The organism is Plantactinospora soyae, from assembly GCF_014874095.1.
GTDB classification, from domain to species: Bacteria; Actinomycetota; Actinomycetes; order Mycobacteriales; family Micromonosporaceae; genus Plantactinospora; species Plantactinospora soyae.
Genome location: NZ_JADBEB010000001.1, coordinates 8,373,684 through 8,399,299 on the forward strand (window position 1 = coordinate 8,373,684; position 25,616 = coordinate 8,399,299).

25 protein-coding genes, 1 tRNA gene, 2 pseudogenes and 2 riboswitches are annotated in these 25,616 nt (G+C 71.5%); of the genes and pseudogenes, 10 read left to right on the forward strand and 18 right to left on the reverse strand.

Annotated features, from left to right (window positions below; genetic code table 11):
- Positions 1–106 precede the first annotated feature (106 nt).
- Positions 107–415, forward strand: a pseudogene (locus tag H4W31_RS36650) (tyrosine-type recombinase/integrase); the annotation flags it as partial.
- Positions 416–577: 162 nt separating this feature from the next.
- Here the strand turns inward: H4W31_RS36650 and H4W31_RS36655 are convergent.
- From H4W31_RS36655 to H4W31_RS36690, 8 genes and pseudogenes are all read right to left on the reverse strand, one after another.
- Positions 578–652: transfer RNA gene (locus H4W31_RS36655), tRNA-Glu, on the reverse strand.
- A 29-nt stretch (positions 653–681) separates the two neighbouring features.
- Positions 682–758, reverse strand: a pseudogene (locus tag H4W31_RS36660).
- Positions 759–895: 137 nt separating this feature from the next.
- Positions 896–3,298, reverse strand: coding sequence for a WD40/YVTN/BNR-like repeat-containing protein (locus H4W31_RS36665; protein ID WP_192770786.1), 2,403 nt, complete (start codon positions 3,296–3,298; stop codon positions 896–898).
- A gap of 136 nt (positions 3,299–3,434) precedes the next feature.
- Positions 3,435–3,929, reverse strand: a complete 495-nt coding sequence (locus tag H4W31_RS36670; RefSeq protein WP_192770787.1) for a hypothetical protein — start codon at positions 3,927–3,929, stop codon at positions 3,435–3,437.
- A gap of 18 nt (positions 3,930–3,947) precedes the next feature.
- Positions 3,948–4,790 carry a carbohydrate ABC transporter permease gene (locus tag H4W31_RS36675; RefSeq protein ID WP_192770788.1) on the reverse strand — a complete coding sequence of 281 codons (843 nt, stop codon included), beginning with the start codon at positions 4,788–4,790 and terminating at the stop codon, positions 3,948–3,950.
- Positions 4,791–4,825: 35 nt separating this feature from the next.
- Positions 4,826–5,866 carry an ABC transporter ATP-binding protein gene (locus H4W31_RS36680; RefSeq protein ID WP_192772688.1) on the reverse strand — a complete coding sequence of 347 codons (1,041 nt, stop codon included), beginning with the start codon at positions 5,864–5,866 and terminating at the stop codon, positions 4,826–4,828.
- Between the two features lie 23 nt (positions 5,867–5,889).
- Complete coding sequence (locus H4W31_RS36685) at positions 5,890–7,176, reverse strand: ABC transporter substrate-binding protein (protein ID WP_192770789.1); 1,287 nt, start codon at positions 7,174–7,176, stop codon at positions 5,890–5,892.
- The gene (locus H4W31_RS36690; protein WP_192770790.1) at positions 7,173–8,006 is read right to left on the reverse strand and encodes a carbohydrate ABC transporter permease; all 834 of its coding nucleotides are present in this window, start codon (positions 8,004–8,006) and stop codon (positions 7,173–7,175) included. Before H4W31_RS36690 ends, H4W31_RS36685 begins: the two co-directional genes overlap by 4 nt.
- Positions 8,007–8,168: 162 nt before the next feature.
- Here H4W31_RS36690 and H4W31_RS36695 point away from each other — a divergent pair, with 162 nt between their 5' ends.
- Together H4W31_RS36695 and H4W31_RS36700 are read left to right on the forward strand one after the other, a co-directional pair.
- The gene (locus H4W31_RS36695; RefSeq protein WP_192770791.1) at positions 8,169–8,681 is read left to right on the forward strand and encodes a hypothetical protein; all 513 of its coding nucleotides are present in this window, start codon (positions 8,169–8,171) and stop codon (positions 8,679–8,681) included.
- 141 nt (positions 8,682–8,822) lie between these two features.
- Positions 8,823–9,083, forward strand: coding sequence for a hypothetical protein (locus H4W31_RS36700; RefSeq protein ID WP_225945875.1), 261 nt, complete (start codon positions 8,823–8,825; stop codon positions 9,081–9,083).
- Between the two features lie 116 nt (positions 9,084–9,199).
- On the opposite strand, the gene H4W31_RS36705 is transcribed toward H4W31_RS36700, so the two are convergent.
- Positions 9,200–9,565, reverse strand: a complete 366-nt coding sequence (locus H4W31_RS36705; protein ID WP_192770792.1) for a MerR family transcriptional regulator — start codon at positions 9,563–9,565, stop codon at positions 9,200–9,202.
- A gap of 91 nt (positions 9,566–9,656) precedes the next feature.
- Between H4W31_RS36705 and H4W31_RS36710 the strand changes: the two genes are divergently transcribed.
- The gene (locus H4W31_RS36710) at positions 9,657–10,097 is read left to right on the forward strand and encodes a hypothetical protein (RefSeq protein WP_192770793.1); all 441 of its coding nucleotides are present in this window, start codon (positions 9,657–9,659) and stop codon (positions 10,095–10,097) included.
- Positions 10,098–10,122: 25 nt separating this feature from the next.
- Here H4W31_RS36710 and H4W31_RS36715 read toward each other — a convergent pair whose 3' ends face one another.
- Positions 10,123–10,797 carry a sulfotransferase family protein gene (locus H4W31_RS36715; RefSeq protein WP_192770794.1) on the reverse strand — a complete coding sequence of 225 codons (675 nt, stop codon included), beginning with the start codon at positions 10,795–10,797 and terminating at the stop codon, positions 10,123–10,125.
- A gap of 185 nt (positions 10,798–10,982) precedes the next feature.
- Between H4W31_RS36715 and H4W31_RS36720 the strand changes: the two genes are divergently transcribed.
- On the forward strand, positions 10,983–12,110 hold the full coding sequence (locus H4W31_RS36720; RefSeq protein ID WP_192770795.1) for a hypothetical protein: 1,128 nt from the start codon (positions 10,983–10,985) through the stop codon (positions 12,108–12,110).
- A 30-nt stretch (positions 12,111–12,140) separates the two neighbouring features.
- Here the strand turns inward: H4W31_RS36720 and H4W31_RS36725 are convergent, their stop codons facing one another.
- The 3 genes from H4W31_RS36725 to H4W31_RS36735 are packed head-to-tail and all read right to left on the reverse strand — an operon-like array spanning position 12,141 to position 13,769.
- Complete coding sequence (locus H4W31_RS36725; protein ID WP_318783627.1) at positions 12,141–12,743, reverse strand: histidine phosphatase family protein; 603 nt, start codon at positions 12,741–12,743, stop codon at positions 12,141–12,143.
- Positions 12,744–12,745: 2 nt separating this feature from the next.
- Positions 12,746–13,552: a CbtA family protein gene (locus tag H4W31_RS36730; protein WP_192770797.1), complete on the reverse strand. Its 807-nt coding sequence runs from the start codon at positions 13,550–13,552 to the stop codon at positions 12,746–12,748.
- A gap of 13 nt (positions 13,553–13,565) precedes the next feature.
- Positions 13,566–13,769, reverse strand: coding sequence for a CbtB domain-containing protein (locus H4W31_RS36735; protein WP_192770798.1), 204 nt, complete (start codon positions 13,767–13,769; stop codon positions 13,566–13,568).
- Between the two features lie 35 nt (positions 13,770–13,804).
- Positions 13,805–13,945: riboswitch (cobalamin riboswitch) on the reverse strand.
- A gap of 151 nt (positions 13,946–14,096) precedes the next feature.
- Here H4W31_RS36735 and H4W31_RS36740 point away from each other — a divergent pair.
- Entirely contained in the window at positions 14,097–14,849 is a 753-nt protein-coding gene (locus tag H4W31_RS36740; RefSeq protein ID WP_318783628.1) for a cobalt-precorrin-6A reductase, read from the forward strand.
- A 21-nt stretch (positions 14,850–14,870) separates the two neighbouring features.
- Here the strand turns inward: H4W31_RS36740 and H4W31_RS36745 are convergent, their stop codons facing one another.
- From H4W31_RS36745 to H4W31_RS36755, 3 genes are read right to left on the reverse strand one after another with little or no spacing between them, the layout of a single operon-like run.
- Positions 14,871–16,442, reverse strand: coding sequence for a precorrin-2 C(20)-methyltransferase (locus H4W31_RS36745; RefSeq protein ID WP_192770799.1), 1,572 nt, complete (start codon positions 16,440–16,442; stop codon positions 14,871–14,873).
- A complete protein-coding gene (locus H4W31_RS36750) occupies positions 16,439–17,068 on the reverse strand; it encodes a precorrin-8X methylmutase (protein ID WP_192770800.1) in 630 nt (209 codons plus the stop codon). The genes H4W31_RS36745 and H4W31_RS36750 overlap by 4 nt, the downstream gene beginning before the upstream one ends.
- On the reverse strand, positions 17,065–18,333 hold the full coding sequence (locus H4W31_RS36755; RefSeq protein WP_192770801.1) for a precorrin-3B synthase: 1,269 nt from the start codon (positions 18,331–18,333) through the stop codon (positions 17,065–17,067). The genes H4W31_RS36750 and H4W31_RS36755 overlap by 4 nt, the downstream gene beginning before the upstream one ends.
- Before the next feature lie 67 nt (positions 18,334–18,400).
- Positions 18,401–18,476, forward strand: a riboswitch (cobalamin riboswitch).
- A 56-nt stretch (positions 18,477–18,532) separates the two neighbouring features.
- On the opposite strand from H4W31_RS36755, the gene cobN reads away from it, so the two are divergent.
- On the forward strand, positions 18,533–22,189 hold the full coding sequence (cobN, locus tag H4W31_RS36760) for a cobaltochelatase subunit CobN (protein WP_192770802.1): 3,657 nt from the start codon (positions 18,533–18,535) through the stop codon (positions 22,187–22,189).
- 179 nt (positions 22,190–22,368) lie between these two features.
- A complete protein-coding gene (locus H4W31_RS36765) occupies positions 22,369–23,943 on the forward strand; it encodes a pectate lyase family protein (RefSeq protein ID WP_192770803.1) in 1,575 nt (524 codons plus the stop codon).
- Positions 23,944–24,027: 84 nt separating this feature from the next.
- On the opposite strand, the gene H4W31_RS36770 is transcribed toward H4W31_RS36765, so the two are convergent.
- On the reverse strand, positions 24,028–24,282 hold the full coding sequence (locus H4W31_RS36770; protein ID WP_192772834.1) for a hypothetical protein: 255 nt from the start codon (positions 24,280–24,282) through the stop codon (positions 24,028–24,030).
- A gap of 14 nt (positions 24,283–24,296) precedes the next feature.
- Between H4W31_RS36770 and H4W31_RS36775 the strand changes: the two genes are divergently transcribed.
- Together H4W31_RS36775 and H4W31_RS36780 are read left to right on the forward strand one after the other, a co-directional pair.
- Entirely contained in the window at positions 24,297–24,455 is a 159-nt protein-coding gene (locus H4W31_RS36775) for a hypothetical protein (RefSeq protein WP_192772835.1), read from the forward strand.
- Positions 24,452–24,817 carry a GntR family transcriptional regulator gene (locus H4W31_RS36780; protein WP_192770804.1) on the forward strand — a complete coding sequence of 122 codons (366 nt, stop codon included), beginning with the start codon at positions 24,452–24,454 and terminating at the stop codon, positions 24,815–24,817. The genes H4W31_RS36775 and H4W31_RS36780 overlap by 4 nt, the downstream gene beginning before the upstream one ends.
- A gap of 7 nt (positions 24,818–24,824) precedes the next feature.
- Here H4W31_RS36780 and H4W31_RS36785 read toward each other — a convergent pair whose 3' ends face one another.
- Positions 24,825–25,598 carry an SDR family NAD(P)-dependent oxidoreductase gene (locus tag H4W31_RS36785; protein WP_192770805.1) on the reverse strand — a complete coding sequence of 258 codons (774 nt, stop codon included), beginning with the start codon at positions 25,596–25,598 and terminating at the stop codon, positions 24,825–24,827.
- Positions 25,599–25,616 lie beyond the last annotated feature (18 nt).

The window sequence follows — 25,616 nt, forward strand, 5'->3', positions numbered from 1 at the left end:
GGCCGGGCTCGTCACCACCTGGCCGCCGGACCAGAGCCCCCAAACCAGGACCGGTGCTCTGGCACCCGTTCCCTCAACGCCCGCAACCACCTGAAGCCAATCGATCCGGCGCGGCGCCTGGCTGTCCCCGCAGAACGTCCGCCGCCAGTGGCGCCAAGCCCGCGCCGACAGCGGCCTCGAATGGGTCACCCCACATCCCTTCCGCAAGACGGTCGCCACTCTCATCGACAAGGAGGCCGACGCCAAGAGCGCCTCCGCCCAGCTCGGGCACGCCAGCGAGGACGTCACCAACACGTACTACATCGTCAAAACCGCCCTCGCCCCGGACAGCTCCCACATCCTCGAACAGCTCGGCGCCAGCCCGATGACAACCGGCCCCGAACGCCGCGATCATGGGCCGTCCCGGGCAACGTAGCCCCCCACAAACGACTGACACCCCACAGTACGGACAGGCCCACTCGGCCCGACGAACGTGGTCGCCGGCAGGCGTTTGTGGGGGTTTTCGGGGGATGATTCAAAATCGCATAGACAAGCATCAGGCCCCGGCCAGCGTTATCCCTGGTCAGGGCCTGATGCTTGCAGACCGACTGGATTCGAACCAGCGTCCCCCCTTCTGAGAAAAGGGTGCGACGACCTCTGCGCTACGGCCCGCTCGGAGCGCAGTCTAGGCGAGGAGGCAGGTGGTGAACCGACCGGAATCGAACCGGCGTCCTTCCGATCCTCTGGAGCCGGACGCGACGACCTCTGCGCTACGGTCCACCGCGCTACATCCTGGCCGACCGAACCTCGAACAGGAAGCGCTCCACGCCGGCCCGCCCGCGAGGTGCCGCCGGTTAGGAAGGGCCCCTTTATCTACAGAAAACGATAAGCGGGGGCCCTTCCTTACATGTCTGCGTCAGGCGCGGCAGGAGGCGAGTGCGGCGACGACACCGACGCCGGGCTTGCGTAGCGGCAGCCGGGTCGACGCCCAGGGGCACCGGGGCACCGTCACGTCGTAGACGCCCCGGCCGAACGTGGCGGCGGTCAGCTGGCGGGTCGGTTCGTGGTACCGCAGGTACATCACGGCCGCGTTCGGCAGGTTCGCACCCAGCGCAGCCCATTCGCCGCCGTTCCAGGCCGAGATGTAGACGCCGACGTCCGTGCCGACCACGAGCAGGCCGTCGGAGGTCGGGATCACCGAGTTCACCGGTGCGTCCGGCAACCCACGGCCGATGTCCGTCCAGTTCCGGCCGCCGTCCTGGGTCACCATGACGTGTGGGCGGTCGCTGCCGGACCGGAAGGCGGAGAAGGTGGCGTACGCGATGTCCTTGTTCGTCGGATGCACCGCCACCCGGGTCACCCAGGTACCGGGCAACTCCGCCGGAGCGACCTGGTTCCAGTTCACCCCGAGGTCGTCGGTCCACCACAGCCGGCCGTCGTCGGTGCCGACGTAGAGCTTGTTGCCGTCGGCCGGCGCCGCCGCGATCGTGGTGATCGTGCCCCAGGGGTAGCCGGACGGATCGTTGGGTCCACCGCCGGTCAGGTCCGGGCTGATCGCCGTCCAGGTACGGCCGTTGTCGGTCGACCGGTTGACGATGTTGCCGGCGTAGTACATGACGTTGGGGTCGGACGGGTCGAACTGGAGCGGCGTCAGCCAGTTGCGCCGCTGCGAGGTGGTCTGGCCCGTGCCGATGGTCTGCCTCGGGGTGCCGCCGCTGTTCTCCGAGCGGTAGCAGGAGCCGTACTGGCTGCATCCGAAGACGATGTTCGACTGCTCGGGATGGATGATCACCTGGAGTCCGTCACCGCAGCCGATGGACTCCCACGGGCCGCCCGGACCGTTGTAGCCCCGGTTGCAGCCGTTGTCCTGGGCACCGGCGACCTTCAGTGACGGATCGGTCTGTGCGACGTCCACCGTGTAGAACTGGGTGTACGGCTCGTACGTGGCCTTGGCCCAGCCGCCCGCGACCCCGTTGACGTCCGAGCGGTACATGCCACCGTCGTTGCCGAGGTAGGCCCGGTCGGGGACCTTGGGGTCCCAGCGCATCACGTGCTGGTCGGCATGCACGCCGCCGACCGAGGAGAAACTCTGCGCGCCGTCGGTCGAGCGCCCCAGGTTCACCCCGGCGAGGAAGACGTGGTCGGCGTCCTTCGGGTCCACCCAGAGCTTGCCGAACCACCAACTGAAGGTGGACTGCGAGGCCTGGTTCGCGGTGACCGGAGTCTGGGTCCAGTTGTCGCCCCCGTCGTCGGAGCGGTAGAAGCCCCGGAACGGGCCGATGGCGGTGCCGACGTAGGCGTACAGCCGCTTCGGGTCTCCCGGGGCGAGCGCCAGTCCCCAGCGGCCCTGGTCGGCGTCGGTCGGCAGCCCGTTCGTCATCCGCTGCCAGGTCCGGCCGCCGTCGTCGGAGCGCCAGAGGCTGGAGCCGGGCCCGCCGTACGTCCGCTGGTGCGGCTCGCGCAGGTGGTCCCACAACGCCGCGTACATCCGCTTGGGATTGGTCGGGTCGATGATGACCTCGGTCGCCCCCGTCGTACTGTTCGGCGGGGTGAGGACCCGGCGCCAGCTGCTGCCGCCGTTCTCGGAGAGGTAGACGCCGCGCTCGCCGCCGGGCTTGAACAGGTTGCCGGCGGCGGCGGCGAAGATCCGCCGCTCGTTGCTCGGATCGATGGCGAACCGGGCGATGGCATGGCTGTCCTTGAGCCCGACCCGCTGCCAGGTTCTGCCCCGGTTGACGGAACGGTAGACCCCGTCGCCCCCGAAGGTGATCGATCCGCCGCCCGGCTGCGCCTCTCCGGTGCCGGCGAAGAGCACGCCAGCACTGGTCATCGCGACCGCGCCCATGCTCTGCACCCAGTCCTGCGGCCACACCGACTCGTACGTCATGCCGGCGTCGCGGGACTTCCAGACCCCGCCCGAGGCGGCGGCGATGAAGAGCTGGTCGTCGACCTTCGGATCGATCGCGATGTCGACGACCCGGCCGCCGATGTCGACGGGGCCGAAGAAGTTCCACTTGCGATTCGCCAGGTCCCGATACGCGCCACGGGTACGTCCGAAGATCCCGTTCGCCTCGCCGCGTGCCTTGACGTACTTGGCGGCGGAGAGTTCCCGGCTGCCATCGCTGAGCCGCTGGGAGGTCATCCACTCGGCGGGCAGTTCCATCGGACCGGTCGGTGTGGTCGTGGTCAGGGATTCCTTGGCGTTGGCCTGCTGGCCACGGTTCGGCGAGTTCGAGGCCGCCAGAGCGCCTACGGCAAGCAGTGCCAGGGTCGCTGTCACTGCGGTGCCGGGGCGATGTCGGAAGAGTCGTACCTTCATGCGGTGTCTCCCCTGTCCACATTGGAGCGCGAGCGAAGAACCGGTCGGTGTGTGGCCAGGCTAAACAGATCACAGATCAAGGTCAATGAGAGGTCCGCCGGGGAGCGCTTCCACGGGGCGGAACATCGGTCGGAATCTAACCGGCGCCGCTGCGGAACCCCGGCAGGCCCGCGTCCTCCGAGTCCGGTCCGACCACGGCGGTCAACGCCGTCCCGTCCGCACACAGCGCGGTCGCCCGTAGGTACATCCGCCGCTCCTGCGCCCTCAGGAGTATCTCGGACTCGAAGATCTCGTCCTCGACGCTCAGCAGCTCGACGTCGGTGCGGCCCTCGTAGTGGGCACGCACGTCCAGCGGTGTCAGCCGGATCGTCGCCTCCACCGTCGTCAGAGCCCCCTGCGCGACCGTCGACGTCACCCGCGCCCCGTCCGGCAGCACCAGACCGGGGACGTCGGCTGCGACCTCGGCACCCTCGTCGAGCGGCACCCGGTCACAGCTCGGCAGGTTCGCCAGCATCCCCTGAGCACGGTCCGGGGCCGCCTGGGTGTCGCCCCCGCCCCCGCCGCATCCGGCGAGCCCGAGTCCGAGGGCCACGACGCCGACGGCGGCGACCACGAGCACCCGCACTCTCATCCGTGCAGGATGTCACGGTCAGCGCAGCACCCGCCAGCGTCGCACCGTGAGCAACTGCGCGGTGATGATGACCGCGCTGATCGCCATCAGCACGATCGTGATCAGGGCGCCGTAGGCGAACCCGGAGAACTCGAAGGCGTGGTCGAAGATGTAGACCGGCAGGTACTGGGTGGCGTTGGCGGGACGGCCATCGGTGAGGACGTACGCCGGAACGAAGTTGACCTGAAGGGTGAGGATCGTGTCCCGGACCACGAGCAGCACCAGCACCGGGGCCAGCAGCGGCAGGGTGAGCCGGCGCAGTTGACCGAACGGGCCGCAGCCCTCCAGCGCGGCAGCCTCGTACAGCCGCCCGTCCAGCATCCGACGGGCCGCGAGGACCACGATGAAGCCCTCCCCGATCGGGAACAGCAGCATCAGGATCACTCCCACCCGCGCGGTCGTGGGCTCGGCGAGCCAGGTGAAACCGGGATGGCCGACCAGGCCGAGGAGCTGGTTCAGCGGGCCGTAGAGCGGGTTGAGCACCCAGAGGAACAGCACCGCCAGCGCCACGTCGGGAATCACCGTCGGCAGGTAGACGGCGGTCCGGAACCACCGACCACCGGGGCGTGGGGCGGCGAGCAGCAGCCCGAGCCCGACCGCCGCGAGCAACCGCAGCGGGACCGAGACCGCCACGTGGAACAGTGACGCCTCCAGGCTGTCGAGGAAGAAGTCGTCGGCGAGCAGCCGGCGCAGGTTGGCCAGCCCGACGAACTGCGGATCCCGGGTCAGTCCGGTGTGGTCGGTGAAGGCGTAGCCGAAGTTGAGCAGTGCCGGCAGCGCGATCAGCAGTACGACCGCCACGCCGTACGGGGCCAGGAACATCCACGCTGATTGGGGACGCCGGGTCCGCGCCGCGGTCATCGACGGCGACCCGTCTCGGTGTCGAACCGATGGATCCGGGCCGGGTCGGGCCGCAGTCGCAGCCGGTCGCCGGGACGAACACCGTGGCGTGGACCGGTCCGGACCGTCAGCCGGACACCGGCACCGGCAGCAGCAGCGGCAGCAGCAGCAGCAGGGTCGCGGGTGCTGGCACGGGCGCGGGTCAGCAGGATCGCCTCGCTGCCGAGCGTCTCCATCGCCTCGACCGTGACCTCGATTGGGCCCTCCGGGTCGAGCGCCAGGTCCTCGGGACGCACCCCGAGAGTGAGCCCGGGGGCGTCGCCCAGCACACCACCGCCGACGACGAGGTTCATCGGCGGGCTGCCGAGGAACCCGGCCACGAAGACGTCGGCGGGTTCGTCGTACACCTCCTGGGGTGGGCCGACCTGCCGGACCCGACCCCGGTCCAGCACCACCACCCGGTCCCCGAGCGTCATCGCCTCCGCCTGGTCGTGCGTGACGTGGACCATCGTCGTCCGCAGTTCCTGGTGCATGGCGAGCAGATCGGTCCGGGTGGCGAACCGCAACTGGGCGTCGAGGCTGGCCAGCGGCTCGTCGAGCAGGTACACGCTGGGGTCCCGGACCAGGGCCCGGGCCAGGGCGACGCGCTGGCGCTGCCCGCCGGACATCTGGTCCGGGTACCGGTCGAGCAGGTCGGCGATCTCCAGTCGTTCCGCCGCCGCCCGGGCCTGCCGGTCGGCCTCGGCGCGCGGCACCCGGCGGACCCGCAACCCGAAGAGCAGATTGTCGCGTACGGTCAGGTGCGGGTAGAGCGCGTAGTCCTGGAAGACCATCGCGATGGCCCGGCGGTGCGGCGGGACCCGGCCGACGTCCTTCCCGTCGACGAGGACCCGACCGGCGTCCGGCCGGTCCAGTCCGGCGATCAGGCGCAGGATCGTCGACTTGCCCGAGCCCGACGGTCCGACCAGGGTGATCAGCTCACCGGCCCGTACCTCCAGGTCGACACCGTCGAGGGCGGTGACCCGCCCATAGCTCTTCGACAGCGATTCGAGCCGGATCTGCCCTGGCGCGACGCCCACCCTCACCGGGGCGGTTCCGCAAAGAGCGGACGGATCTTCTCCTCCAGTTCCCGCAGTCCCTTCTCACGCTCGACCCGGCCGTAGAACAGCTCTTCGAGCAGGGCGTCCGTCTCCCGCTCCACCCGGGACCAGGTGGCGGTGCGCGGGGTGGCCCGCAGATGCGGATCGGCGTCGAGATAAACCTGTGCCGAGCGCGGCGGCAGACTCGGCTTCAGGAAGGCGTCGGACCTGGCCACGTCGAGCCGGGACGGCACCGTCCGGCCGGACTCCGCGAGGATTCCCTGCCCCTTCGGGCCCATCGCGAACTCGATGAACCGCCAGGCGTCGGTGTGGTTGGGCCGGCCGGCGCTCATGCAGTAGGCGTCGCTGTGCAGGATCGAGGCGGGGGCGCCGCCCGGTGCGACCGGCAGCGGCGCCACGTCCCAGCCAAAATCCTTGATGGTACGCAGCGTCGGCACCGCCACCCGGCTGTTCAGGTACATGCCCAGTGTTCCGCGTAGGAAGCGCGCCTCGCTCGACTCGCTCTGCTCCTCGGCGTCCGGCGGGACGACCTTGTGCACCAGTTGGAGGTCCAGGAACCAGTCGACGGCCTTCCTGGTCGCCGGCTGGCCGGTCAGGGTCAGCCGGGTGGGGCGGTTCGGGTCGTCGACCAGTTCGCCCCCGTTGGACCAGACGAACGGGGCGATCCGCGGCACCGACGGCTCTACACCCACGCCGTACCGTCCGTCGCCGGTGAGCGCCTTCGCCGTGACGAGGAAGTTGTCCCAGGTCCAGCCGGCCTTCGGCACCGGTACGCCCGCCTTGGCGAACAGGTCGGCGTTGTAGTAGACGACCAGGGACGACAGGTTCTGGGGCATACAGGTCAGCGCCTTGCCGTCGAATCGGAAGGCGTCCAGGGCGCGCGGGCTGAAGTCGCCCTCGTCCAGCGCCTCGCTGCCGTCCAGGTACGACTGTGCCGGCTCGATCGCCCCCTGCGCGGCGAACTGGCCGTAGCGGCGGTAGTTCAGCAGGAAGACGTCCGGCGGCGTCCCACCCGCGAACGACGTCGTCAGCTTGGCCATCAACTCGTCCTGGGTGGCAACGGGAGACAGCGTGACGTCGACGTCGGGGGTGGCAGCCTCGAAGGCCTCGACCATGGTGCGGTAGCCGGCGATCTCCTCGGCGTCACCGAACAGCACGACGGTGATCCCCGACGCGCCCTCGGTGCGGTCGTCCGCCCCACATCCGGCGAGCAGGGCGGCGACGAGCAGTCCCGCACACCAGCGCGGCCACGATCGGGTTCTCGTCATCTGCGTCCTCCAGATCTCAGTGCCACCAACGGGTTGTCGTTCAGCAGAATCCGCTGAGCCAGTAGGAACACCAGTACGCACGGCGCCGTCGCGATCACGCAGCCGGCCATCAGCAGCGGCCAGTCCGTCGGGTTCAGCAGCCGTAGGAACTGCAGGCCGAGCGCGTAGGTGTAGCGGTCGCCGCTGTGCAGGTACAGCAGCGGGTCGATGAAGTTGGCCCAGTGGAAGGTGAACGCGAGCACCGCCACCGCCAGGGTCGCCGGCCGTACCTGGGGCAGCGCCACCCGCCGCCAGATCGCGATCCACCGGGCGCCCTCCAGGCGGGCCGCCTCAAGCTGGGTGTTCGGTACGCCGCCGAAGCTCCAGGCGTAGAGCAGGACCAGGAACGGGCTACCCGCGAGCATCGCCGGCGCCAGCAGCGGGATGTACGTGTCGACCACCCCGGCCAGCCGGAACAGCTCGAACCGGGTCGCCCAGACCGCGGTGACGGGAACCAGGAGCACCACCAGCAGGCCGATGGTCACCCGCCGACGCGCCGACGAGGCGAGCAGTCGCAGCCCGAACCCGGTCAACGAGGCGACGACGACGGTCAGCGGTACGGCGAGCGCGACGACCAGCGCCGAGTTCGCCAGGTACCGGAACAGCGGCATCAGCTCGGGCAGCCGGGTGTAGGCGGCCACGGTCGGATCGGGCGGAAAGATCTCCAGCGTACGCGGCGGCGGCAGGCCGACGGGACGGAGCGAGCCGACCGCCATGAACCACAGTGGCGCGGCAAATAACGCCGCGAACAGGGCCGGTACGACGAACCGCCCGATCAGTCGAGATATCACGCGGTCCCACCCGTCGCCGCCAGGCGCCCATCCTACGCTGATGATCGACTATGTCATCCAGTGCTGGGGCCCGGCTCTGCGTTCCACCTGGACGAGTAGGGGCTCTGGGATCGGTGGCGGCTGACGTTGCAGCGGCAAACCGACTCCTCATAGGTTGATCTCATGGGACTCTTCGACAAGCTGACCGGAACCAAGCGCCCCGTCGACGGTGTCGCCCCGCGGTCCGCCGCCGAGGTCCACGCGGCGGTGCTCGGGCTCAACCGCCCCGACGTCCCGTACGTCATCCGGGACGGCCGCGAGGAGGGCGCGGATCTGGTGGCCGAGTGGCGCATCCTGGACCCGGCCTGGCGGACCTTCTTCGTCGGCACACAGGTGAGTCGAGTGTTCCAGGTCCGTATGCGCCTGGTGCCGGAGAAGAACGAAGTCCGCTCTCTCGACCAGCAGTACGAGGTCACCTGGGTCGGCGACACCCCGAGGCTGGCCATCGCGGCCGAGGCCCAGCGTGGCCAGGTGCGGACGGTCTCGAAGCGCTGGACGCTCGGCCGGGGCGAAGACAACGGCCTCGAAGCGACCGAGACGTTCAGCTTCGACAGCTCTGACCTGAAGAACCCCCTGCGGGACACCGTCCTGGGTGCGGGGTGGACCTGGCGCGGAGTCGTCATCGGCAAGCTGTGAGGTTGGCGAGCCCCTGACCGCCCTACCGCACCGCAGCGCGTACCCCCGGTCGGCGAACCGGCAGCGGAAGGTCCCCTGCCAGACGAGCGTTTCCGTGGCAAGCACGTCGAGCCGGCCGACCCGGTGCATGTGGTCCGCGTCGTGGCCCCGGCGAGGCGCTGCTCTCCCCTGCCGGCGGGGCTCGCGGCGCTCCTCGACAACATCCCGTACCTCGCCACCATGGCGCCGGTGGTCGAGGGGCTGGTCGCGGAGGCGCCGGACCCGGGCACCGGTCAGGCGCTCTGGTGGGCCTTCGGCTTCAGCGGGGACTTCGGCGGCAACGGCACCGCAGTCGCGGCCAGCGCCAACGTGGTGGCTATCGGCATCGCCGCCCGGACGGGTCACCAGATCTCGTTCCGGTAGTTCACCCGGTACGGCATCGTCGTCACGATCATAAGCGCCCTGATCGCCTGGCTGTACGTCTGGCTGCAGTACTTCTAGCCTGGGCCACCCGGTACCCCGACCGGGTGGCCCGGTGTTCAGCCGGCCTGGCCGGCCGCCCGCAACGGGCATCCGGTGCCGATGCGCGTGTCGAGGTCGGCCCGCAGCGCGGCGAGTTCGGCCATGCGCGCGTCGATGATCCGGATCTTCTCCTCGAACAGCGCGGACAACGCCTCGGCGGCGTCGGGCGCGGCACGCAGCTCCTCGCCGAGCCGTCCGATCTCCGCCAGCGAGAACCCGAGTGCCTGCGCGGTACGGACGTACCGCAGCCAGGCCACGGTCTCGGGTGCGAAGTCGCGGTAGCCGTTGGCGAGCCGTCGTCCCTCGACCAGGCCGACCTTCTCGTAGAACCGGATGGTGTCCCTGGTCAAGCCCGCCTGGGCGGCCAGCTCTCCGATACGCATGATCCTCCGCCAGACGACGCGGCTTGACCTTGGAGCCTACTCCACTGTTTAGCGTGGATCGTCGCTGTCGCGAGACCAACGGGAGTCCATCGTGATCCGCCTGTCCACCCCTTCCCACCCCGGCTATCTCCGCGTCGTGCGCGCGAGTGCCTGGTACGACCTCGTCGTCACAGCGGGATTCGCGACACCGTGGACGTACGCGCTGCTGCACCGCGCACTGTCGTCGCTGGGCGGCGCGCTGGGCCTCGGCGTCCTACCCGCTCCCGACCCGGTGCTGACCCTGTACGCGAACCTGATGGGTTCGGTCGTGGTCGTCTGGGCCCTGTTGCGCATCGTCAGGCCGCTGTCGGTGTACGGACTGGCCGACGGCGTCGCCCGCACACTGTTCGCGATGTGGCAGGCCTACGCACTGGCCCACGGCGCCTTCCGGGTGCTGTGGCTGCTCCTCGTCGCCGAGGTGGCGTTCGGCGTCGTCCAGCTCGTGCCGTGGTGGCGGAGCCGGCACACCCACAAAGTCGCGCCGCTGAGGTGAGTACCCGACGTCGCCATCGGTCCGCTCAGGGTTCGCGCCGCAGGCCGGCCGGGTCCGCAAGCTGCCGCCGGAAAGCGGCCGTCGTGTTCAGCAGCGGAAACGGCGTCTCCGGTACCTCGACACCGAGGAAGTCGCAGAGCGGCTCCCAGCCCTGCGCCGGGTCGAATTCGAGCAGCCGCTCGGCCGGTACGGTGGTCCGTACCTCAGCGACGTGGTCGGCGTAGACGCGCAGCGCGTACTCCCGGTCGTCGAACCGGCCGTCGAAGATCCCCTGCCAGATGAGCGTCTCCGCCAGCCTCGGCTGGTCCCGCAACTCCGGTTGGGCCTCGACCGCCTGCTGCAGGCCGGGCGGCAGGTTCTCCGGATCGAAGGACTTGCCCCGGTAGATGGTGTTGCTGACGCTGTCGTACCAGCGTTCCGGGTCGCGTACGGTCAGCAGCACCTTGGCCTCGGGGTAGACCCCCATCAGCTCGCGCCAGTACGCGGCGCTGGGCCAGTCCACCGCCGAGCGGTAGCCGCCGAGCAGCCCGTCCCAGTCGGCCGACCCACCCTGTGCCACGCGCAGCCAGTCCCCGATCGTCTCCGGGTGCGCGAACAGTTCGGTCATGTGGTGGCAGGGCCCGAGGCCGAGCAGCTCCAGGGCTTCCTTCGTCGACTTGGTGCCCGTACGCCCGAAACCCGCACCGATGACCTTCAGCATGCCGTCCCTCGCCCGTAGTGACCGTCGATCGGCCACAGTCTTCACCAAGCAGGCGGGTTGGTCGACCCTGCTCGATCAGTCCCACGACGTCAGCCCTTGATGGCTCCGGCGGTCATGCCGGCCCCCGCGCCCCGGATCACCCGCACCGGCCCGACCGGACGTCCCCGTCGTGCCACACTTGGCCGATGCGGAGCCTGTCGGTCCCGGCGGTGGCCGCGATGCTGGTGCTCGGCGCCGGTGGCACGGCAGGCCATGCGGCCGTCGGCGGCCCGCCCGCGAGGTCGACGGCCACCGGCGACAGCACCCGGATCTGCGAGATCGGCGACAAGCGGCTGACCGAGATATCCGGCCTGGTGGCCACCGCCAACGGCTACATCGTGATCAACGACGGTTCCGACCGGGAGAGCAATCGGCGGATCTTCTTCCTCGACCGCACCTGCGCGGTGACCCGAGCCGTCGCCTACCCTTCCCGGCCGCGTGACACCGAGGATCTGGCCCGGGCGCCGGACGGCACGGTCTGGGTCGCCGACATCGGCGACAACAACCGGTCCCGGGAGAACGTCGCGCTCTGGAAGCTCGCCCCGAACGGACGCTCACCGGTACTGCACCGGCTCAGCTATCCGGACGGCCCGCACGACGCCGAGGCGTTCCTGCTGTCCGGCGACGGCACCCCGATCATCGTCACCAAGGATTCCGGCACCCCGGGCCTGTACGTGCCGACCGGCGCGCTGCGCGCGGGCGCGACCGTACCGATGCGCAGGGTAGGCGAGTTCAGGCTGCCGAGGTCCACCACCAGCAACCCGTTCTACGGCTTCGGAACGCGTCTCGTCACCGGTGCCGCGCTCGCACCGGACGGCGGCCGGGTCGTGCTGCGTACCTACGCCGACGCCTTCGAGTTCGACGTCACCGGCGGCGACGTGGCCGGAGCCATCACCAACGGCGTACCCCGGGTCACTGCGCTGCCCGACGAGCCCCAGGGCGAGTCGATCACCTACAGCGCCGACGGGAGGTCGCTGCTGACCGTGTCGGAGATCGCCGAGGGATCCCCGGCCACGAAGCCGGTCGTCCTCGGCTACACCCCGGCGGCGAATCCCCGCCCGGCGCCGTCGGCCACGCCGACCTCGGCCGCGCCCACGACCGCCACGCCGGCCGCGAGCGGCGGGGCCGGCGGCGAGCCCCGGCGATCGGGGTGGGGGGCGGAAAAGACCGGGTACCTGGCCGGAGCGGTGGTACTGGTCCTGGTCACGACCGGGGTCTTCGTCGTACTGCGACTCCGTGGCCTGGCCGCCCGACGCCGGGGACGTTCCGGATAGCGAGGCTGGCCGGAGCGGGAACGGGCGGGTTCAATCCGTCGCGGCGGCGGGCGCGGTCAGCTGGAGTTGCCAGCGGGAGCCGCGCCCGGTCAGGCGTACGACCGCCAGGGGCGCCACGTCCAGTTGCCAGAAGACCGGGGGCGGCAGCCCCAGCGCCCGTACCAGCACGGCGCGGATCACCACCGGATGGGTGACCACGCCGATTCGCCCGCCCCGGTCGGCCTGCCCGTCGAGCCAGCCACCGACCCGGCGCAGCAGCGCGCCGATCGACTCGCCGCCGTGTGGCGCCGCGTCCGGCTCGGTCAGCCAGCTCCGCACCGCGTCGGGCTCCCAGTCGGCAACCTCTTCCAGAGACCGTCCGGTCCAGCGCCCGTAGTCGCAGTCGGCCAGCGCCGGTTCCGGGGTGGGTCGCAGACCCAGCGCGTACGCGGTCTGCAACCCCGCCGCCGCCGGGGTGCTGAGGCAGACGTCGATCCGCCCGAGCGGTCCCCTGCCATCCGGTCCGGTCGGGGCGAGCGCGGAAGCGGCCCGGCTGCCGCCCTCGTCCAGCGGTTCGGCACCGCCACCGAACACCGCGCGCCGGAGCGCGGCGGTGTGGGCGTGCGCGACCAGCCGGAGGCTGGTCGCGGTCACACTCATGGTCGGGCGGGGGCGTCGACGCCGTCCCTCGCCTCGTCGGCTCCCACCGGTTCGCCGCCGGGCAACGGGGCGGCGGCGGTCGGACGCCGGCCGCTCCAACTCAACAGGGCGGCGAAGAGCAACCCGATGCCGGTCCAGAGCACCAGCTGGGTGCCGAGGGAGGCCAGCCGGAAGTCCCACAGCAGGGCCGCCGGGAAGTCGTCCGGCACCTCGTGGAACGACGGCAGCACGGTGTAGGCGACCACGGTGACGAGCAGGAACCCGCCGACCGCCGCCGCGGCACGCTGCCAGTCCGGTGCATCCGGCCGCAGCGCCCGGTGGCCGAGGGCACCGGCCCAGACGGCCACCAGACCGAGCACCACCAGCAGCAGATAGCTGCCGGTCCGCTGGTTGATGGTGTCGGGGTTGCCGACCGCCGGTGGATTCGCCGGGTACTTCAGGAACGGTACGACCACCGCGCCGAGCAGCGCGCCACCGGCCAGCAGCAGCGCCGCCCGACCGTCGTCCCGGGTACGCAGCCGGCGCCGCAGCAGGACGTACGCGGTGGCCAGCATGCCGCCCATGGCGACGCCGAACAGGCCGGTGGCCAGGAACAGGCCGGCCCGCTGGCCGTCCCGGCTGACCAGTTCGTCCTCGTGGTGGTCCTCGCCCGTGGTGGGCTCGGAATGGGTCGCCTGTTCCTCGATGGCGATCGCCGCGTCGATCCGCGGCTCACCGGCGAAGTAGGCGAAGGTCCCGGCGATCAGACCGGCGACCAGGCCTGCGAGCAGGCCACGCAGTAGTACAGACAGGAAGCTGGGCACCGGTACGCGGCGGTCAGTGGCAGGGAACGCCGAGGAGGTGCCGGCCGTCGTGCATCAGCTCGTGCAGGTACATGCCGCTCTGCGAGACGGCGCCCTGGTCGAACGCGACCAGGTAGGTCAGCAGCGAGAGGACGGCGACGACGGCGAGTGCCAGCCAGAGCAGGCGGGCGGAGATCGCGGGGTGGGCCAGGGTGCGGGCCGGAGTGGAACTGGACATGCGCGGTAGAACCTCCTTGGGGATGACGCGTCCCCTTCGACAGGCTGCGACGACCGAGCGTCCTGGCTCGCGGGCCCGAGTTACCTCGGGACCGCTCACAGTGGCGCGACCGCTCCGGATTCTCACCGGCTTCCCTCGCGACGCCGCAGATGGCGAGTTGACGGTATCCGCGCCGTACCCTGCGGTCAACCGGACGACGTGTCGATCCGGCGCTGTCCGGGATGGCTGCCGCGCCGGCCGAGGGAGCGTGCCGGGTAGTGGGGTGTCAGAGGTCACGGGTGGGTGGGCGCGCTTGTCGCCCGTCCGCACGGCCGATACCGTCGCGCCGTGACGACCCGGGTGCTGCTGCTCGGCGGCACGGCCGAGGCGAGAGAACTGGCCGCCGCCCTGGTCGGCCGCCCCGACACCGTCGTGGTCTCCTCACTGGCCGGTCGGGTCGCCAATCCCCGGCTGCCGGTCGGCGAGGTCCGGATCGGCGGGTTCGGTGGAGTCGACGGCCTCACCCAATGGCTCGTCGAGCATCAGGTCGATGTGCTGATCGACGCCACCCACCCGTACGCGGAACGGATCCGCTCCTCGGCGGTCCGGGCGGCCGAGGCGACCGGGGTGCCACACCTGCGGTTGGAACGTCCCGGCTGGACGAGCGGGCCGGGAGACCGGTGGCACCGGGTGCCGCACCTCGCCGCCGCCGCGGATCTGGTGCCCCGGTTGGGCGGCCGGGCCTTCGTCACCACCGGCCGGCAGGGGCTGGACGCCTTCCTCCCACTGCGGGACACCTGGCTGCTCGTCCGGGTCGTCGACGAGCCGCAGACGCCGCTGCCGGCCAACGTCTCGGTGATCCGGGACCGTGGCCCGTACCAGCTGGCGGCGGAGACGGCGCTGATGACGGCGCACCGGATCGACGTACTGGTCACCAAGGACAGCGGTGGCACGTACACGATGGCGAAGCTCGCCGCCGCCCGCGACCTCGGCCTGCCCGTGGTGATGGTCGACCGACCGGCGGCGGTGGCCGTACCGGTGCAGGCGTCGGAGATCGGCGCGGCGGTGGCCTGGCTGGAGACCGTGCTGTCGCGGCGATAGGCCACGACCGGCCCGGAAGGGTCAGCCCGGGTACGTCCGGGGCGTCCAGACCACGGTCGAGCCGTCCGCGCGCCGGTCCACTCGGGTGGTCGACGAGCCGACGATCAGCAGGCAGCGCATGTCCACCTCCGCCGGGTCGAGTTTGGAGAGTTCCACCACGCTGATCCGCTCCCCTGGCCGGCCGACGTCCCGGGCGATGACCACCGGAGTCTCCGCCGACCGGTGCCGCAGCAGGACGTCCCGGGCCGCCGCGACCTGCCACCGGCGGCTCGCGGAGGCGGGGTTGTAGAGCGCCAGCACCAGATCTGCGGCGGCGGCACCGGCCAGCCGCTGTTCGATCACCGCCCACGGCTTGAGCCGGTCGGAGAGCGAGAGCACCGCGAAGTCGTGACCGAGCGGGGCGCCGATCCGACTCGCCGCCGCCTGCGCGGCGGTCAGCCCCGGCAGCACCCGTACCGGGACCGGGCCGAACCGCTCGTCGGTGGTGGCGACCTCCAGCACCGCCGTGGCCATCGCGAAGATCCCCGGGTCGCCGGACGAGACCACGGCCACCCGCGCGCCGGCCAGGGCGAGTTCCAGCGCGTGCCGGGCCCGGTCGATCTCGACCTGGTTGCCCGAGGTGTGCCGGTGCTGGCCGGGGCGGTGCGGCACCCGGTCGACGTACGGGGCGTAGCCGACGAGATGTTCCGCCTCGCGCAGCGCCTGCGCGGTCTCCGGGGTGAGCCACTTCGTTCCGGCCGGACCGAGCCCGACCACGGTCACCTCGCCCGCCGGCCGCTCGGCGTCGACACCTGCCGACCCGTCGGTGCCGGTTGCCGCGTCCGCGCCGGCCTGGCCCGAGACTCCCGCCGCCACGGCCGCGCCCGTCGGGCTGGTCAGCACCGCCAGGGAGAAGTACGGCACCCCGTCCGGATCCACCTCGGCCAGCGGCAGTTCCCGGCCGATGTCGGTGGTGGCCCGCTCGACGTACCACGCGTCGTCGAGCCGTCCGGCGTCGGCGAACGCCGCCCGTACCTGGGGAAAGGTGCGGCCGAGCTTGAGTACGGCGGCGGCGTCGGTGTCGGCCAGCCGGCGGGTCAACTCGTCGGCGGGCAGGGTTCCGGGCAGTACGGTGAGCACCTCGTCCCGCTCGACCAGCGGCCGGCCCAGTACGGCGGTGGCGGCGCTGATCGAGGTGACCCCCGGCACCACCTCGGCCGGGAACAGGTGTGCCAGCCGTTCGTGCAGGTACATGTAGGAGCCGTAGAACATCGGGTCGCCGGCGCAGAGCACCACCACGTCCCGCCCGGCCGACAGGTGTTCGGCGAGCCGTTCCGCGCTGGCGTCGTAGAACTCGGTGATGGCCGCCTCGTAGCCGCCCGGATGATCGGTGGTCTCGGTGGTGACCGGGTACACCAGCGGCTCCAGCACCTGCCCGTCGCTCAGGTACGACGCGGCGATGGACCGGGCGATGCTCCGGCCGTGCCGGGCCGAGTAGTACGCGACCACGTCGGCGGCGGCGATCACCCGGGCCGCCTTGACGGTCAGCAGTTCGGGGTCACCCGGTCCGACCCCGACCCCCCGGAGCGTGCCCGGTTCCGCGTGGCTGTTCATTCGACCTCGTTCGCGATGGCGTTGACCGCGGCGACGGTGATGGCGCTGCCGCCCCGTCGACCGTGCACCACCAGGTACGGAATGCCGGCATCATGCGCGGCCAGGGCCTGCTTCGACTCGGCCGCCCCGATGAAGCCCACCGGGACGCCGATGATCACCGCCGGCCGGGCGGCCCCCTCGTCGATCATCTCCAGCAGCCGGAACAACGCGGTGGGGGCGTTGCCGATCGCCACCACCGCACCGTCGAGCCGGTCCCGCCACAGCTCCAGGGCGGCGGCGCTCCGCGTCGTGCCGAGTCGCTGGGCCAGGCCGGGTACGGCGGGATCGCGCAGCATGCAGAGCACCTGGTTACCGCTGGGCAGCCGGGCCCGGGTGATGCCGGAGGCGACCATCGCCGCGTCACAGAGGATCGGCGCGCCGGCCCGCAACGCCGTACGCCCGGCGGTGACCAGATCGGGGCTGGCCGCGATGTCGCCGACCAGGTCCACGCAGCCGGAGGCGTGGATCATCCGTACCGCCACCTGCGCGATGTCCGGCGGCAGCGCGGAGAGGTCGGCTTCGGCCCGGATCGTCGCGAACGACTGTCGGTAGATCTCCGCACCGTCGCGGATGTATTCGTAGCTCACTGTCGCCCTTCTGCCCGTGCGGCCAGTGCCGCCGACGGGTTGCCGATCCAACTACGGCCGGCCGCCTCGATGCGGTACCCGGAACCGGTGGCCACGGCCAGCACGGCGGGCCCGGCCGGGCGCCCGCAACACCGGTCACAGCCGACGACGTGCACCGGCAGCATCCGCCCTCCCACCGTTCCGCCCTCGCCCACCGTTGCCGGTGTCTCGGCCCCGGTCGCCGCGTCGGCCAGCGCGTCCGTCAGGTCCTGCCGCACGTCGGCGAGGGCGCTGGCGCAGCCGGGGCGGCCGGTGCAGGCGCTGACTCCCCGCCACGGCGACGACGGCTCGACCAGCAGCCCGGCCGTGGCCAGGCGGCCGACGGTATCCGGTCGCGTCGAGTCGAGCACGACGCTGCGCCACGGGGTGATGATGATCTCGTCCGTAGCGGCGAGTTCGGCCAGTTCCCGGGCCTGGCCGGCGGTCAGCCGTCCCAGCCGGGCACCGGCCACCACCAGGCCGTCCGGCCGGACACCCACCGTCGGCACCGCCTCCCCGCCCACCGCCGGCCCATCCGCCGGCAGTGGCGGGTCCGGTTGCGCGACCGGGCGGCCGAGCGCGGCGGTCACCCGGGCCGGCCCGTCCGGCAGGTCCGCCAGTCGCCACAGGTCGCTGCGGTCACCGCGTACCCGGAGGAAGGCTCGGGCAGCCTCGATCAGCAGCTCGACCGCCGCCGCCGGACCGGCCCGCAGACCCGTGTCGGTACCGGCGAGCCGGAGCGCGTCCTCGCCCGCCACCCAGCACAGGTCGGCGCCGAGGGTGGTCACGTCGTACCGGCCGTCGTCGAGGGCGAACAGGAACCTGCCGCTGAGCGACGCCAGGTCGGCGGCGCCCCGCAGCGCCGCGTCCAGGTCCCGCACCATCGGGCGTACGTCGAGCCGGCCGCGCCCGTCGCGACCGCTCAGCGGGGAGGCGAGCAGGTTGCGGACGCGTTCGTGGGTGGGGGTCGGCAGCAGGCCGGCGGCGGCGATCCGTTCGGCGGCCCGGCGTACGGCGTCGTCGTCGGCGAGCCCCCGGATCTGGAGGTTGGCCCGGGAGGTCAACTCCAGCGTCCCGTCACCGTCCGTGTCGGCGACGTCGGCGAGTACCCGGAGTTGGCCGGGGCGGAGTTGGCCGCCGGGCAGCCGTACCCGGACCAGCAGCCCGTCGGCGGCCTGGTGCGCCCGCAACGCGCCGGGACAGCGGTCCTCCGGCGATCGTGGGGACGGGGTGGCGGGGGCGGACACGGGCTCATCGTAGAGTCAGGGTCCTCGGCGCCTGCCGGCCCGAGAGAAGCATCACGCGGCGAACCCGGAGGAACCCGGTGCAAGTCCGGGGCGGTCCCGCCACTGTCACCGAGCTGGGAATTCAGCTCGGAAGCCAGACACTCCGGATCACCGCACGATCGACCACGACCACGGGCGCGGACCCGAGGAGGAGTCACCCATGTCTGCGGCGGACGCTGCCACCACGATTCTCCTGTTGTCGACTTCGGACACGGACCTACTTTCCGCCCGAGCCAGCGGCGCGGTCTACCGGCTGGCCAATCCGGCCCGGCTCGACCTCGCCGACCTGCCCGACCTGGTCGCCGGGGTCGACCTGGTGGTGGTACGGATCCTCGGCGGCCACCGGATGTGGGAGGAGGGCCTGGCGGCACTGCGCGCCGGTTCCCTACCCGTGGTGGCGCTCGGCGGTGAGCAGGCGCCGGACGCGGAGCTGATGTCCCGGTCGACGGTGCCGGCCGGAATCGCCGCCCAGGCGCACGCGTACCTGGCCCAGGGTGGGCCGGAGAACCTGCGTGAGCTGCACGGCTTCCTCTCCGACACGGTGCTGCTGACCGGTCACGGCTTCAACCCGCCCGTCGAGCAGCCGAACTGGGGCGTCCATCCCCGAACCCCGGGTACGTCGTCCGGGCCGGTGGTCGGCATCCTCTACTACCGGGCCCACCAGTTGAGCGGGAACGTCGGGTTCGTCGAGGCGCTGGCCGCCGCCGTCGAGGACGCCGGGGGGCAGGCCCTGCCGATCTTCTGCGCCAGTCTGCGTACCCCCGAACCGGAACTGCTGGCGGCGCTCGGCGCGGCCGACGCGCTGCTGGTCACGGTGCTCGCGGCCGGTGGTACCCGGCCGGCGGACGCCGCCGCCGGTGGCTCCGAGCAGGCCTGGGACGTCGGCGCGCTGGCCGCGCTGGACGTACCGATCCTCCAAGCGCTCTGCCTGACCTCGTCCCGGCAGACCTGGTCGGACAGCGACGACGGGGTCTCCCCGCTGGACGCGGCCACCCAGGTCGCGGTGCCCGAGTTCGACGGGCGACTGATCACCGTGCCGTTCTCGTTCAAGGAGACCGACGCCGACGGGCTGCCCCGGTACGTCGCCGATCCGGAACGGGCGGCCCGGGTGGCCGGCACCGCCGTCCGGCTCGGCCGGCTGCGCCACACCCCGCCGGAGCAACGCCGGCTGGCGCTGGTGCTGTCGGCGTACCCGACCAAGCATGCCCGGGTCGGCAACGCCGTCGGGCTGGACACCCCGGCCAGTGCGATCCGGCTGCTGCGGACGCTGCGCGACCTCGGTTACGACCTCGGGCCGGTCGACGGCCCGGACGCCCTGCCCGGTCTGATCCCCGCCCCGGACGCCGAACTGCCCGACGGTGACCGGCTGATCCACGCCCTGATCGCGGCGGGCGGGCAGGACCAGGAGTTCCTCACCGAGGAGCAGCTCGCCGCCAACCCGGTACGGGTGCCGCTGCGCAGCTACCAGCGGTGGTTCGACGCGCTGCCGGCCGATTTGCGGGAGGCGATGGTCGAACACTGGGGGCCGCCGCCGGGGCAGCTCTACGTCGACACCTCCGCCGATCCCGACGGCGAGATCGTGCTGGCCTGCCTGCGGGCCGGAAACGTGATCATCATGATCCAGCCGCCGCGCGGCTTCGGCGAGAACCCGGTGGCCATCTACCACGATCCGGACCTGCCGCCGACCCACCACTACCTGGCCGCGTACCGGTGGCTGGACGAGGAGTTCGGCGCCGACGCCGTGGTCCACCTCGGCAAGCACGGCTCGCTGGAGTGGCTGCCCGGCAAGACGGTCGGCCTCTCCGCCGCCTGCGGTCCGGACGCGGTGCTCGGCTCGCTGCCGCTGATCTATCCGTTCCTGGTCAACGACCCGGGCGAGGGCGCCCAGGCCAAGCGCCGGGCGCACGCGGTCATCGTGGACCACCTGGTGCCGCCGATGGCCCGCGCGGAGAGCTACGGCGACATCGCCCGGCTGGAACAACTGCTCGACGAGTACGCCAACATCGCCGCCATGGACCCGGCCAAGCTGCCGGCGATCCGGGGCCAGATCTGGACGCTGATCCAGGCGGCCCGGCTCGACCACGACCTGGGCCTGGACCAGCGCCCGCACGACGCCGAGTTCGACGAGTTCCTGCTGCACGTGGACGGCTGGCTCTGCGAGGTGAAGGACGCGCAGATCCGCGACGGCCTGCACATCCTGGGTGAGCCGCCGGCCGGCGAGGCCCGGGTGAACCTGGTGCTGGCGATCCTGCGGGCCCGACAGGTCTGGGGCGGACGGGCCGGCGCCGTCGACGGGCTACGCGCCGCGCTGGGCCTCGCCGAGTCCGGCACCGAGGACTCCGCCACCGTCGACCGGGCCGAGGCGGTGGCCCGGTCCCTGGTGGAGGCGATGGAGGCGTACGGCTGGTCCGTCGGGGCCGTACCGGCGGTGCTCGCCGACGTACTCGGCGACGACGATCCCCGGGCCGAAGCCGTACGGCCGGTGCTGGAGTTCGCCGCGACCGAGGTCGTACCCCGGCTGGCCCGCACCACCGACGAGATCGACCACATCGTGCACGCCCTGGGCGGCGGGTACGTTCCGGCCGGGCCGAGCGGGTCACCGCTGCGTGGCCTGGTGAACGTGCTGCCGACCGGCCGCAACTTCTACACCGTCGACCCGAAGGCGATCCCGAGCCGACTCGCGTACGCCACCGGGCAGGCGATGGCGACGTCGCTGGTCGAGCGGTACCGGCAGGACACCGGGGACTGGCCCCGCTCGGTCGGGCTGTCCGCCTGGGGCACCTCGGCGATGCGTACCGCCGGGGACGACGTGGCCGAGGTGCTGGCGCTGATCGGTGTGGCGCCGACCTGGGACGAGGCGTCCCGGCGGGTGAACGGGTTCGAGATCATCCCGCTCGCCGAGCTGGGCCGGCCGCGGATCGACGTGACGGTCCGGATCAGCGGCTTCTTCCGGGACGCGTTCCCGCACGTGCTGCTCCTGCTCGACGACGCGGTCCGGGCGGTCGCCGCGCTCGACGAGCCGGACGAGCAGAACTTCCTGCGGGCGCACGCCCGGGCCGACACCGCCCGGCACGGCGACGAGCGGCGGGCCACCAGCCGGATCTTCGGCTCGAAGCCGGGCGCGTACGGTGCCGGCCTGCTGCCGCTGATCGACAGCGGGAACTGGCGCGACGACGCCGATCTCGCCGAGGTCTACACGGTCTGGGGCGGCTTCGCGTACGGCCGGGGGCTGGACGGTCGGCCCGCCCGGGAGGACATGGAGAACGCGTACCGGCGGATCACGGTTGCGGCGAAGAACACCGACACCCGGGAACACGACATCGCGGACTCCGACGACTACTTCCAGTACCACGGCGGCATGATCGCCACGGTCCGGGCGCTGACCGGGCAGGCGCCCCGGGCGTACATCGGGGACAGCACCACGCCGGACGCGATCCGGACCCGCTCGTTGACCGAGGAGACCGCCCGGGTGTTCCGGGCCCGGGTGGTCAACCCGCGCTGGCTCTCCGCGATGCGCCGGCACGGCTACAAGGGCGCGTTCGAGCTGGCCGCCACGGTCGACTACCTCTTCGGGTACGACGCCACCGCCGGCGTGGTCGGCGACTGGATGTACGAGCAGCTGGCCCAGACGTACGCCCTCGACCCGGAGAACCAGGAGTTCCTGCGCCGCTCCAACCCGTGGGCGCTGCGGAACATCATCGAACGCCTCTCCGAGGCCGCCGACCGAGGCCTGTGGGCCAAGCCCGATCCGGCCACGATGGAGGCGCTCCGCGACACCTACCTCCAGATCGAGGGCGACCTGGAGGGCTCCGACTGAGGTGCAAGGAAGGGCCCCTTCTTATCGCTTTTTGTATAAGAAGGGGCCCTTCCTTGCACCCAGACTCGGGCGGGATCTTGCCAGACCGATCGACATCGTCCTATCCTTCGATTTCGGAAAGCGCTTTCCTGTCTGCCTGGCTCGTCCTGGTGGATGCGGGGACGAGAGGTGAGGCGAGGATGAGACGACCAGTCGTACTGCGGCTCTATGCGGCACTGGCCACCACGGCCATCGCGGCCGCGACCGGTGTGGTCATGTCGATGCCCGAGGCATCGGCGGCGACCGGCGGCGTCACCGGCTACGCCACCCAGAACGGGGGGACCACCGGCGGGGCCGGCGGGCAGACGGTGCGGGCCAGCACGGGTACCGCGATCCATGCGGCCCTGTGCGGCCGGGCCAGCAGCAGCACCCCGATCATCATCGAGGTGTCCGGGACCATCAACCACGGCAACACCACCAAGGTGTCGGGCGACAGCTGCAACACCGCCGCCGGCGTGATCGAGCTCAAGCAGATCAGCAACGTCTCGATCATCGGGGTCGGCGGCGCCGTCTTCGACCAGCTGGGCATCCACATCCGCGACTCCAGCAACATCATCATCCAGAACGTGACCGTCCGGAACGTCAAGAAGTCGGGCTCGCCCACGTCCAACGGCGGTGACGCCATCGGCATGGAGAGCACCGTCCGCAACGTCTGGGTCGACCACGTCACCCTGGAGGCGTCGGGCGGGGAGGCAGAGGGCTTCGACGGCCTCTTCGACCTGAAGGACAACGTCCAGTACGTGACCCTGTCCTACGCCACCCTGCGCAACTCCGGCCGGGGCGGTCTCGTCGGGTCCAGCGAGAGCGACACGTCGAACGGCTTCATCACGTACCACCACAACCTGTACGAGAACATCGACTCCCGTACGCCCCTGCTGCGCGGCGGCATCGCCCACATCTACAACAACTCGTACGTGAGCCTGCACGAGTCCGGCATCAACTCCCGGGCCGGGGCACGGGCCAAGGTGGACAACAACTACTTCCGGAACTCCAAGGACGTGCTGGGCACCTTCTACACCGACCAGGCCGGCTACTGGCAGGTCAGCGGCAACATCTTCGACAACGTGACCTGGTCCAGCCCGGGCGACGACACCAACCCCGCCGGCCCCAACCCGCAGTCCAACACCAGCGTCAGCATCCCGTACTCCTACACGCTCGACGGGGCCAGTTGCGTGCCGAGCATCGTGAGCCAGACGGCCGGCGCCAACAAGGGCAACCAGGTGTCGAACGGCAACTGCTCGCCGACGACGCCGACGACGGGGCCGACCAACCCCACGCCACGGCCGACCACGCCGACTCCGACCAACCCCACGCCGCAACCCACCACTCCCACGCCGGGCCAGCCCGGCGGGACCAACCTCAGCCTCGGGGCCGGTGCCGACGGCTCCAGCAAGGCCAGCGGAACGAGCTACGGCAACGTGCGGGACGGCAACATGAGCAGCTACTGGTCGCCGGCCGGCGCGACCGGCTCCATCTCGATCAAGTGGGGCTCCGCCACCACGGTCTCCAGGATCAACATCCGGGAGGCGGCAGGCTCCACCGGAGGCATCGGCTCCTGGCGGGTCGTCAACGCCGACAACGGCGCCGTCCTGACCTCGGGCAGCGGGGCGGGCGTCATCACCTTCGCCAGCACCTCGCTGACCAAGATCACCTTCGACATCACCGGTTCGACCGGGGCGCCGAGGGTCGCCGAGTTCGAGACATACGCCGGATAGCGGCGCGGTTCCACCGGCCGTCCGGGACCGGGACGCGGGTTGCCCCCCGCGCCACGGCTCGGGCGGCCGGCCGCGTGCACCCGGTCAGCGGCCGTCCGGCCGTACCCGGTCGAGACGATCGCGAGTGACGGCGGGCACTCCGGCGTACCGAGCCGCCGCCGTGACGAACCGGGCGGCCAGCTCCGGGTGCCCGGCCCAGTGCACGTGCAGGTAGGACGCGTGCAGGCTGGTGTCGACGATGCCCTCCTCGACCGCCGTACCGAGCCCGTGCGGGCGGGACGGCCGGGGGCCGACAGCCTCCTGCTGGCCGCGTTCCTGATCGGCGCGGCACTCACGCACGCGTGGAGCCTGGTGTGGTCGCTGCCCGCCATCTCCTGTACGGAGAATCGCTCGGCTGGTGGAACGCAGTCTCGCTGGCGCTCGTGGTGGCGGGCGCCATCGCGTTCTGCCTGATCCAGATCCGGACCACGGGTGTCGGGACGGCGGCACGGCGAGCCATGGCCACCGGATGATCGTCATCGACGCGGCCTCGCCGACGCCGCCGTACGAGCAGCTCCGGGCCCAGCTCGCGAGGCAGATCCAGGACCGCTCGCTCGCCGTCGGCACGAGACTGCCGACGATCCGCCGGCTCGCGGCCGACCTCGGCCTCGCCGTGAACACCGTCGGTCGGGCGTACCGGGAGCTGGAGGAGGCCGGGCTGATCGAGACCCGCAGGCGGGCCGGCTCGTTCGTCTCGGCCGCCGGCGAACAGGCCCTCGAGCAGGCCCACCGCGCCGCCCGCGACTACGCGGCGGTCATCGCCAGCGTCGGCATCGACCCCACCGAGGCGATCCGGATCGTCGAGGCGGCACTGGGCCATGCTTCGACGCCGTAAACCACCGTCAGAGGTCGAAGCCGCCGGAAACCTCGATGTTCTGCCCGGTGATCCAGCGACTCTCCTCGCCGAGCAGGGTGGCGATCACCATGCCGACGTCGTCGGGTTCGCCGATCCGGCCGAGGGCGGTCTTGGCGGCGAGCATGGGGATCACCTCGGGGTACGCCTCGAAGCCGACGACCCCCGATGAGTCGGCGAGCCGGGTACGGGTGGGGCCGGGCGAGACGGCGTTCACCCGGATGCCCCGGGTGGCGAACTCCTTGGCCATGTAGCGGCTCAGCACGTTCAGGCCGCCCTTCATCGTGGCGTACGCGGAGTAGCCGGCGTCCACCAGGCCGGTGGGCAGCGCAGAGTTGCTGCTGACGTTGACGATGGCGCCGCCGTCAGTCAGTAGTGGCAACAGCGCCTGGGTCAGGAAGTACGGTCCCTTGAGCAGGACCCGCATGAACTTGTCGAACAGTTCCTCGGTGGTGTCCTCGAACATCGCCATCCCGCCGAAGCCGGCGTTGTTGACCAGGTAGTCGAACGTGTCCTGCTGCCAGGTGTCGCGCAGGATGGCGACGACCTGCTCGCGGAAGGCCGGGAAGGTTTCGCTGCGCCCGACGTCCAGCCGTAGCGCGACGGCGGCACCGCCGTCCTTCTCGATGGCGGCCACCGTGTCCTGCGCGCCGGCCTGGTTGCCGCTGTAGGTCAGGATGACGGCCGTTCCACGCTTGGCGAGCTGGATGGCCGTACTCTGCCCGATGCCGGAGCTGGCGCCGATCACGATCGCGATCCGCACGATTTCACCTACCTGTTC

What these genes read in the sequence shown, in the direction of transcription:
- H4W31_RS36675 (WP_192770788.1), bottom strand. Translation starts at nt 4,790, where the DNA reads ATGTTCCTGGCCCCGTACGGCGTGGCGGTCGTACTGCTGATCGCGCTG.
- H4W31_RS36765 (WP_192770803.1), top strand. Translation starts at nt 22,369, where the DNA reads ATGAGACGACCAGTCGTACTGCGGCTCTATGCGGCACTGGCCACCACG.
- H4W31_RS36670 (WP_192770787.1), bottom strand. Translation starts at nt 3,929, where the DNA reads ATGAGAGTGCGGGTGCTCGTGGTCGCCGCCGTCGGCGTCGTGGCCCTC.
- H4W31_RS36715 (WP_192770794.1), bottom strand. Translation starts at nt 10,797, where the DNA reads ATGCTGAAGGTCATCGGTGCGGGTTTCGGGCGTACGGGCACCAAGTCG.
- H4W31_RS36695 (WP_192770791.1), top strand. Translation starts at nt 8,169, where the DNA reads ATGGGACTCTTCGACAAGCTGACCGGAACCAAGCGCCCCGTCGACGGT.
- H4W31_RS36780 (WP_192770804.1), top strand. Translation starts at nt 24,452, where the DNA reads ATGATCGTCATCGACGCGGCCTCGCCGACGCCGCCGTACGAGCAGCTC.
- H4W31_RS36720 (WP_192770795.1), top strand. Translation starts at nt 10,983, where the DNA reads ATGCGGAGCCTGTCGGTCCCGGCGGTGGCCGCGATGCTGGTGCTCGGC.
- H4W31_RS36705 (WP_192770792.1), bottom strand. Translation starts at nt 9,565, where the DNA reads ATGCGTATCGGAGAGCTGGCCGCCCAGGCGGGCTTGACCAGGGACACC.
- H4W31_RS36735 (WP_192770798.1), bottom strand. Translation starts at nt 13,769, where the DNA reads ATGTCCAGTTCCACTCCGGCCCGCACCCTGGCCCACCCCGCGATCTCC.
- H4W31_RS36685 (WP_192770789.1), bottom strand. Translation starts at nt 7,176, where the DNA reads ATGACGAGAACCCGATCGTGGCCGCGCTGGTGTGCGGGACTGCTCGTC.
- H4W31_RS36745 (WP_192770799.1), bottom strand. Translation starts at nt 16,442, where the DNA reads ATGAACAGCCACGCGGAACCGGGCACGCTCCGGGGGGTCGGGGTCGGA.
- cobN (WP_192770802.1), top strand. Translation starts at nt 18,533, where the DNA reads ATGTCTGCGGCGGACGCTGCCACCACGATTCTCCTGTTGTCGACTTCG.
- H4W31_RS36665 (WP_192770786.1), bottom strand. Translation starts at nt 3,298, where the DNA reads ATGAAGGTACGACTCTTCCGACATCGCCCCGGCACCGCAGTGACAGCG.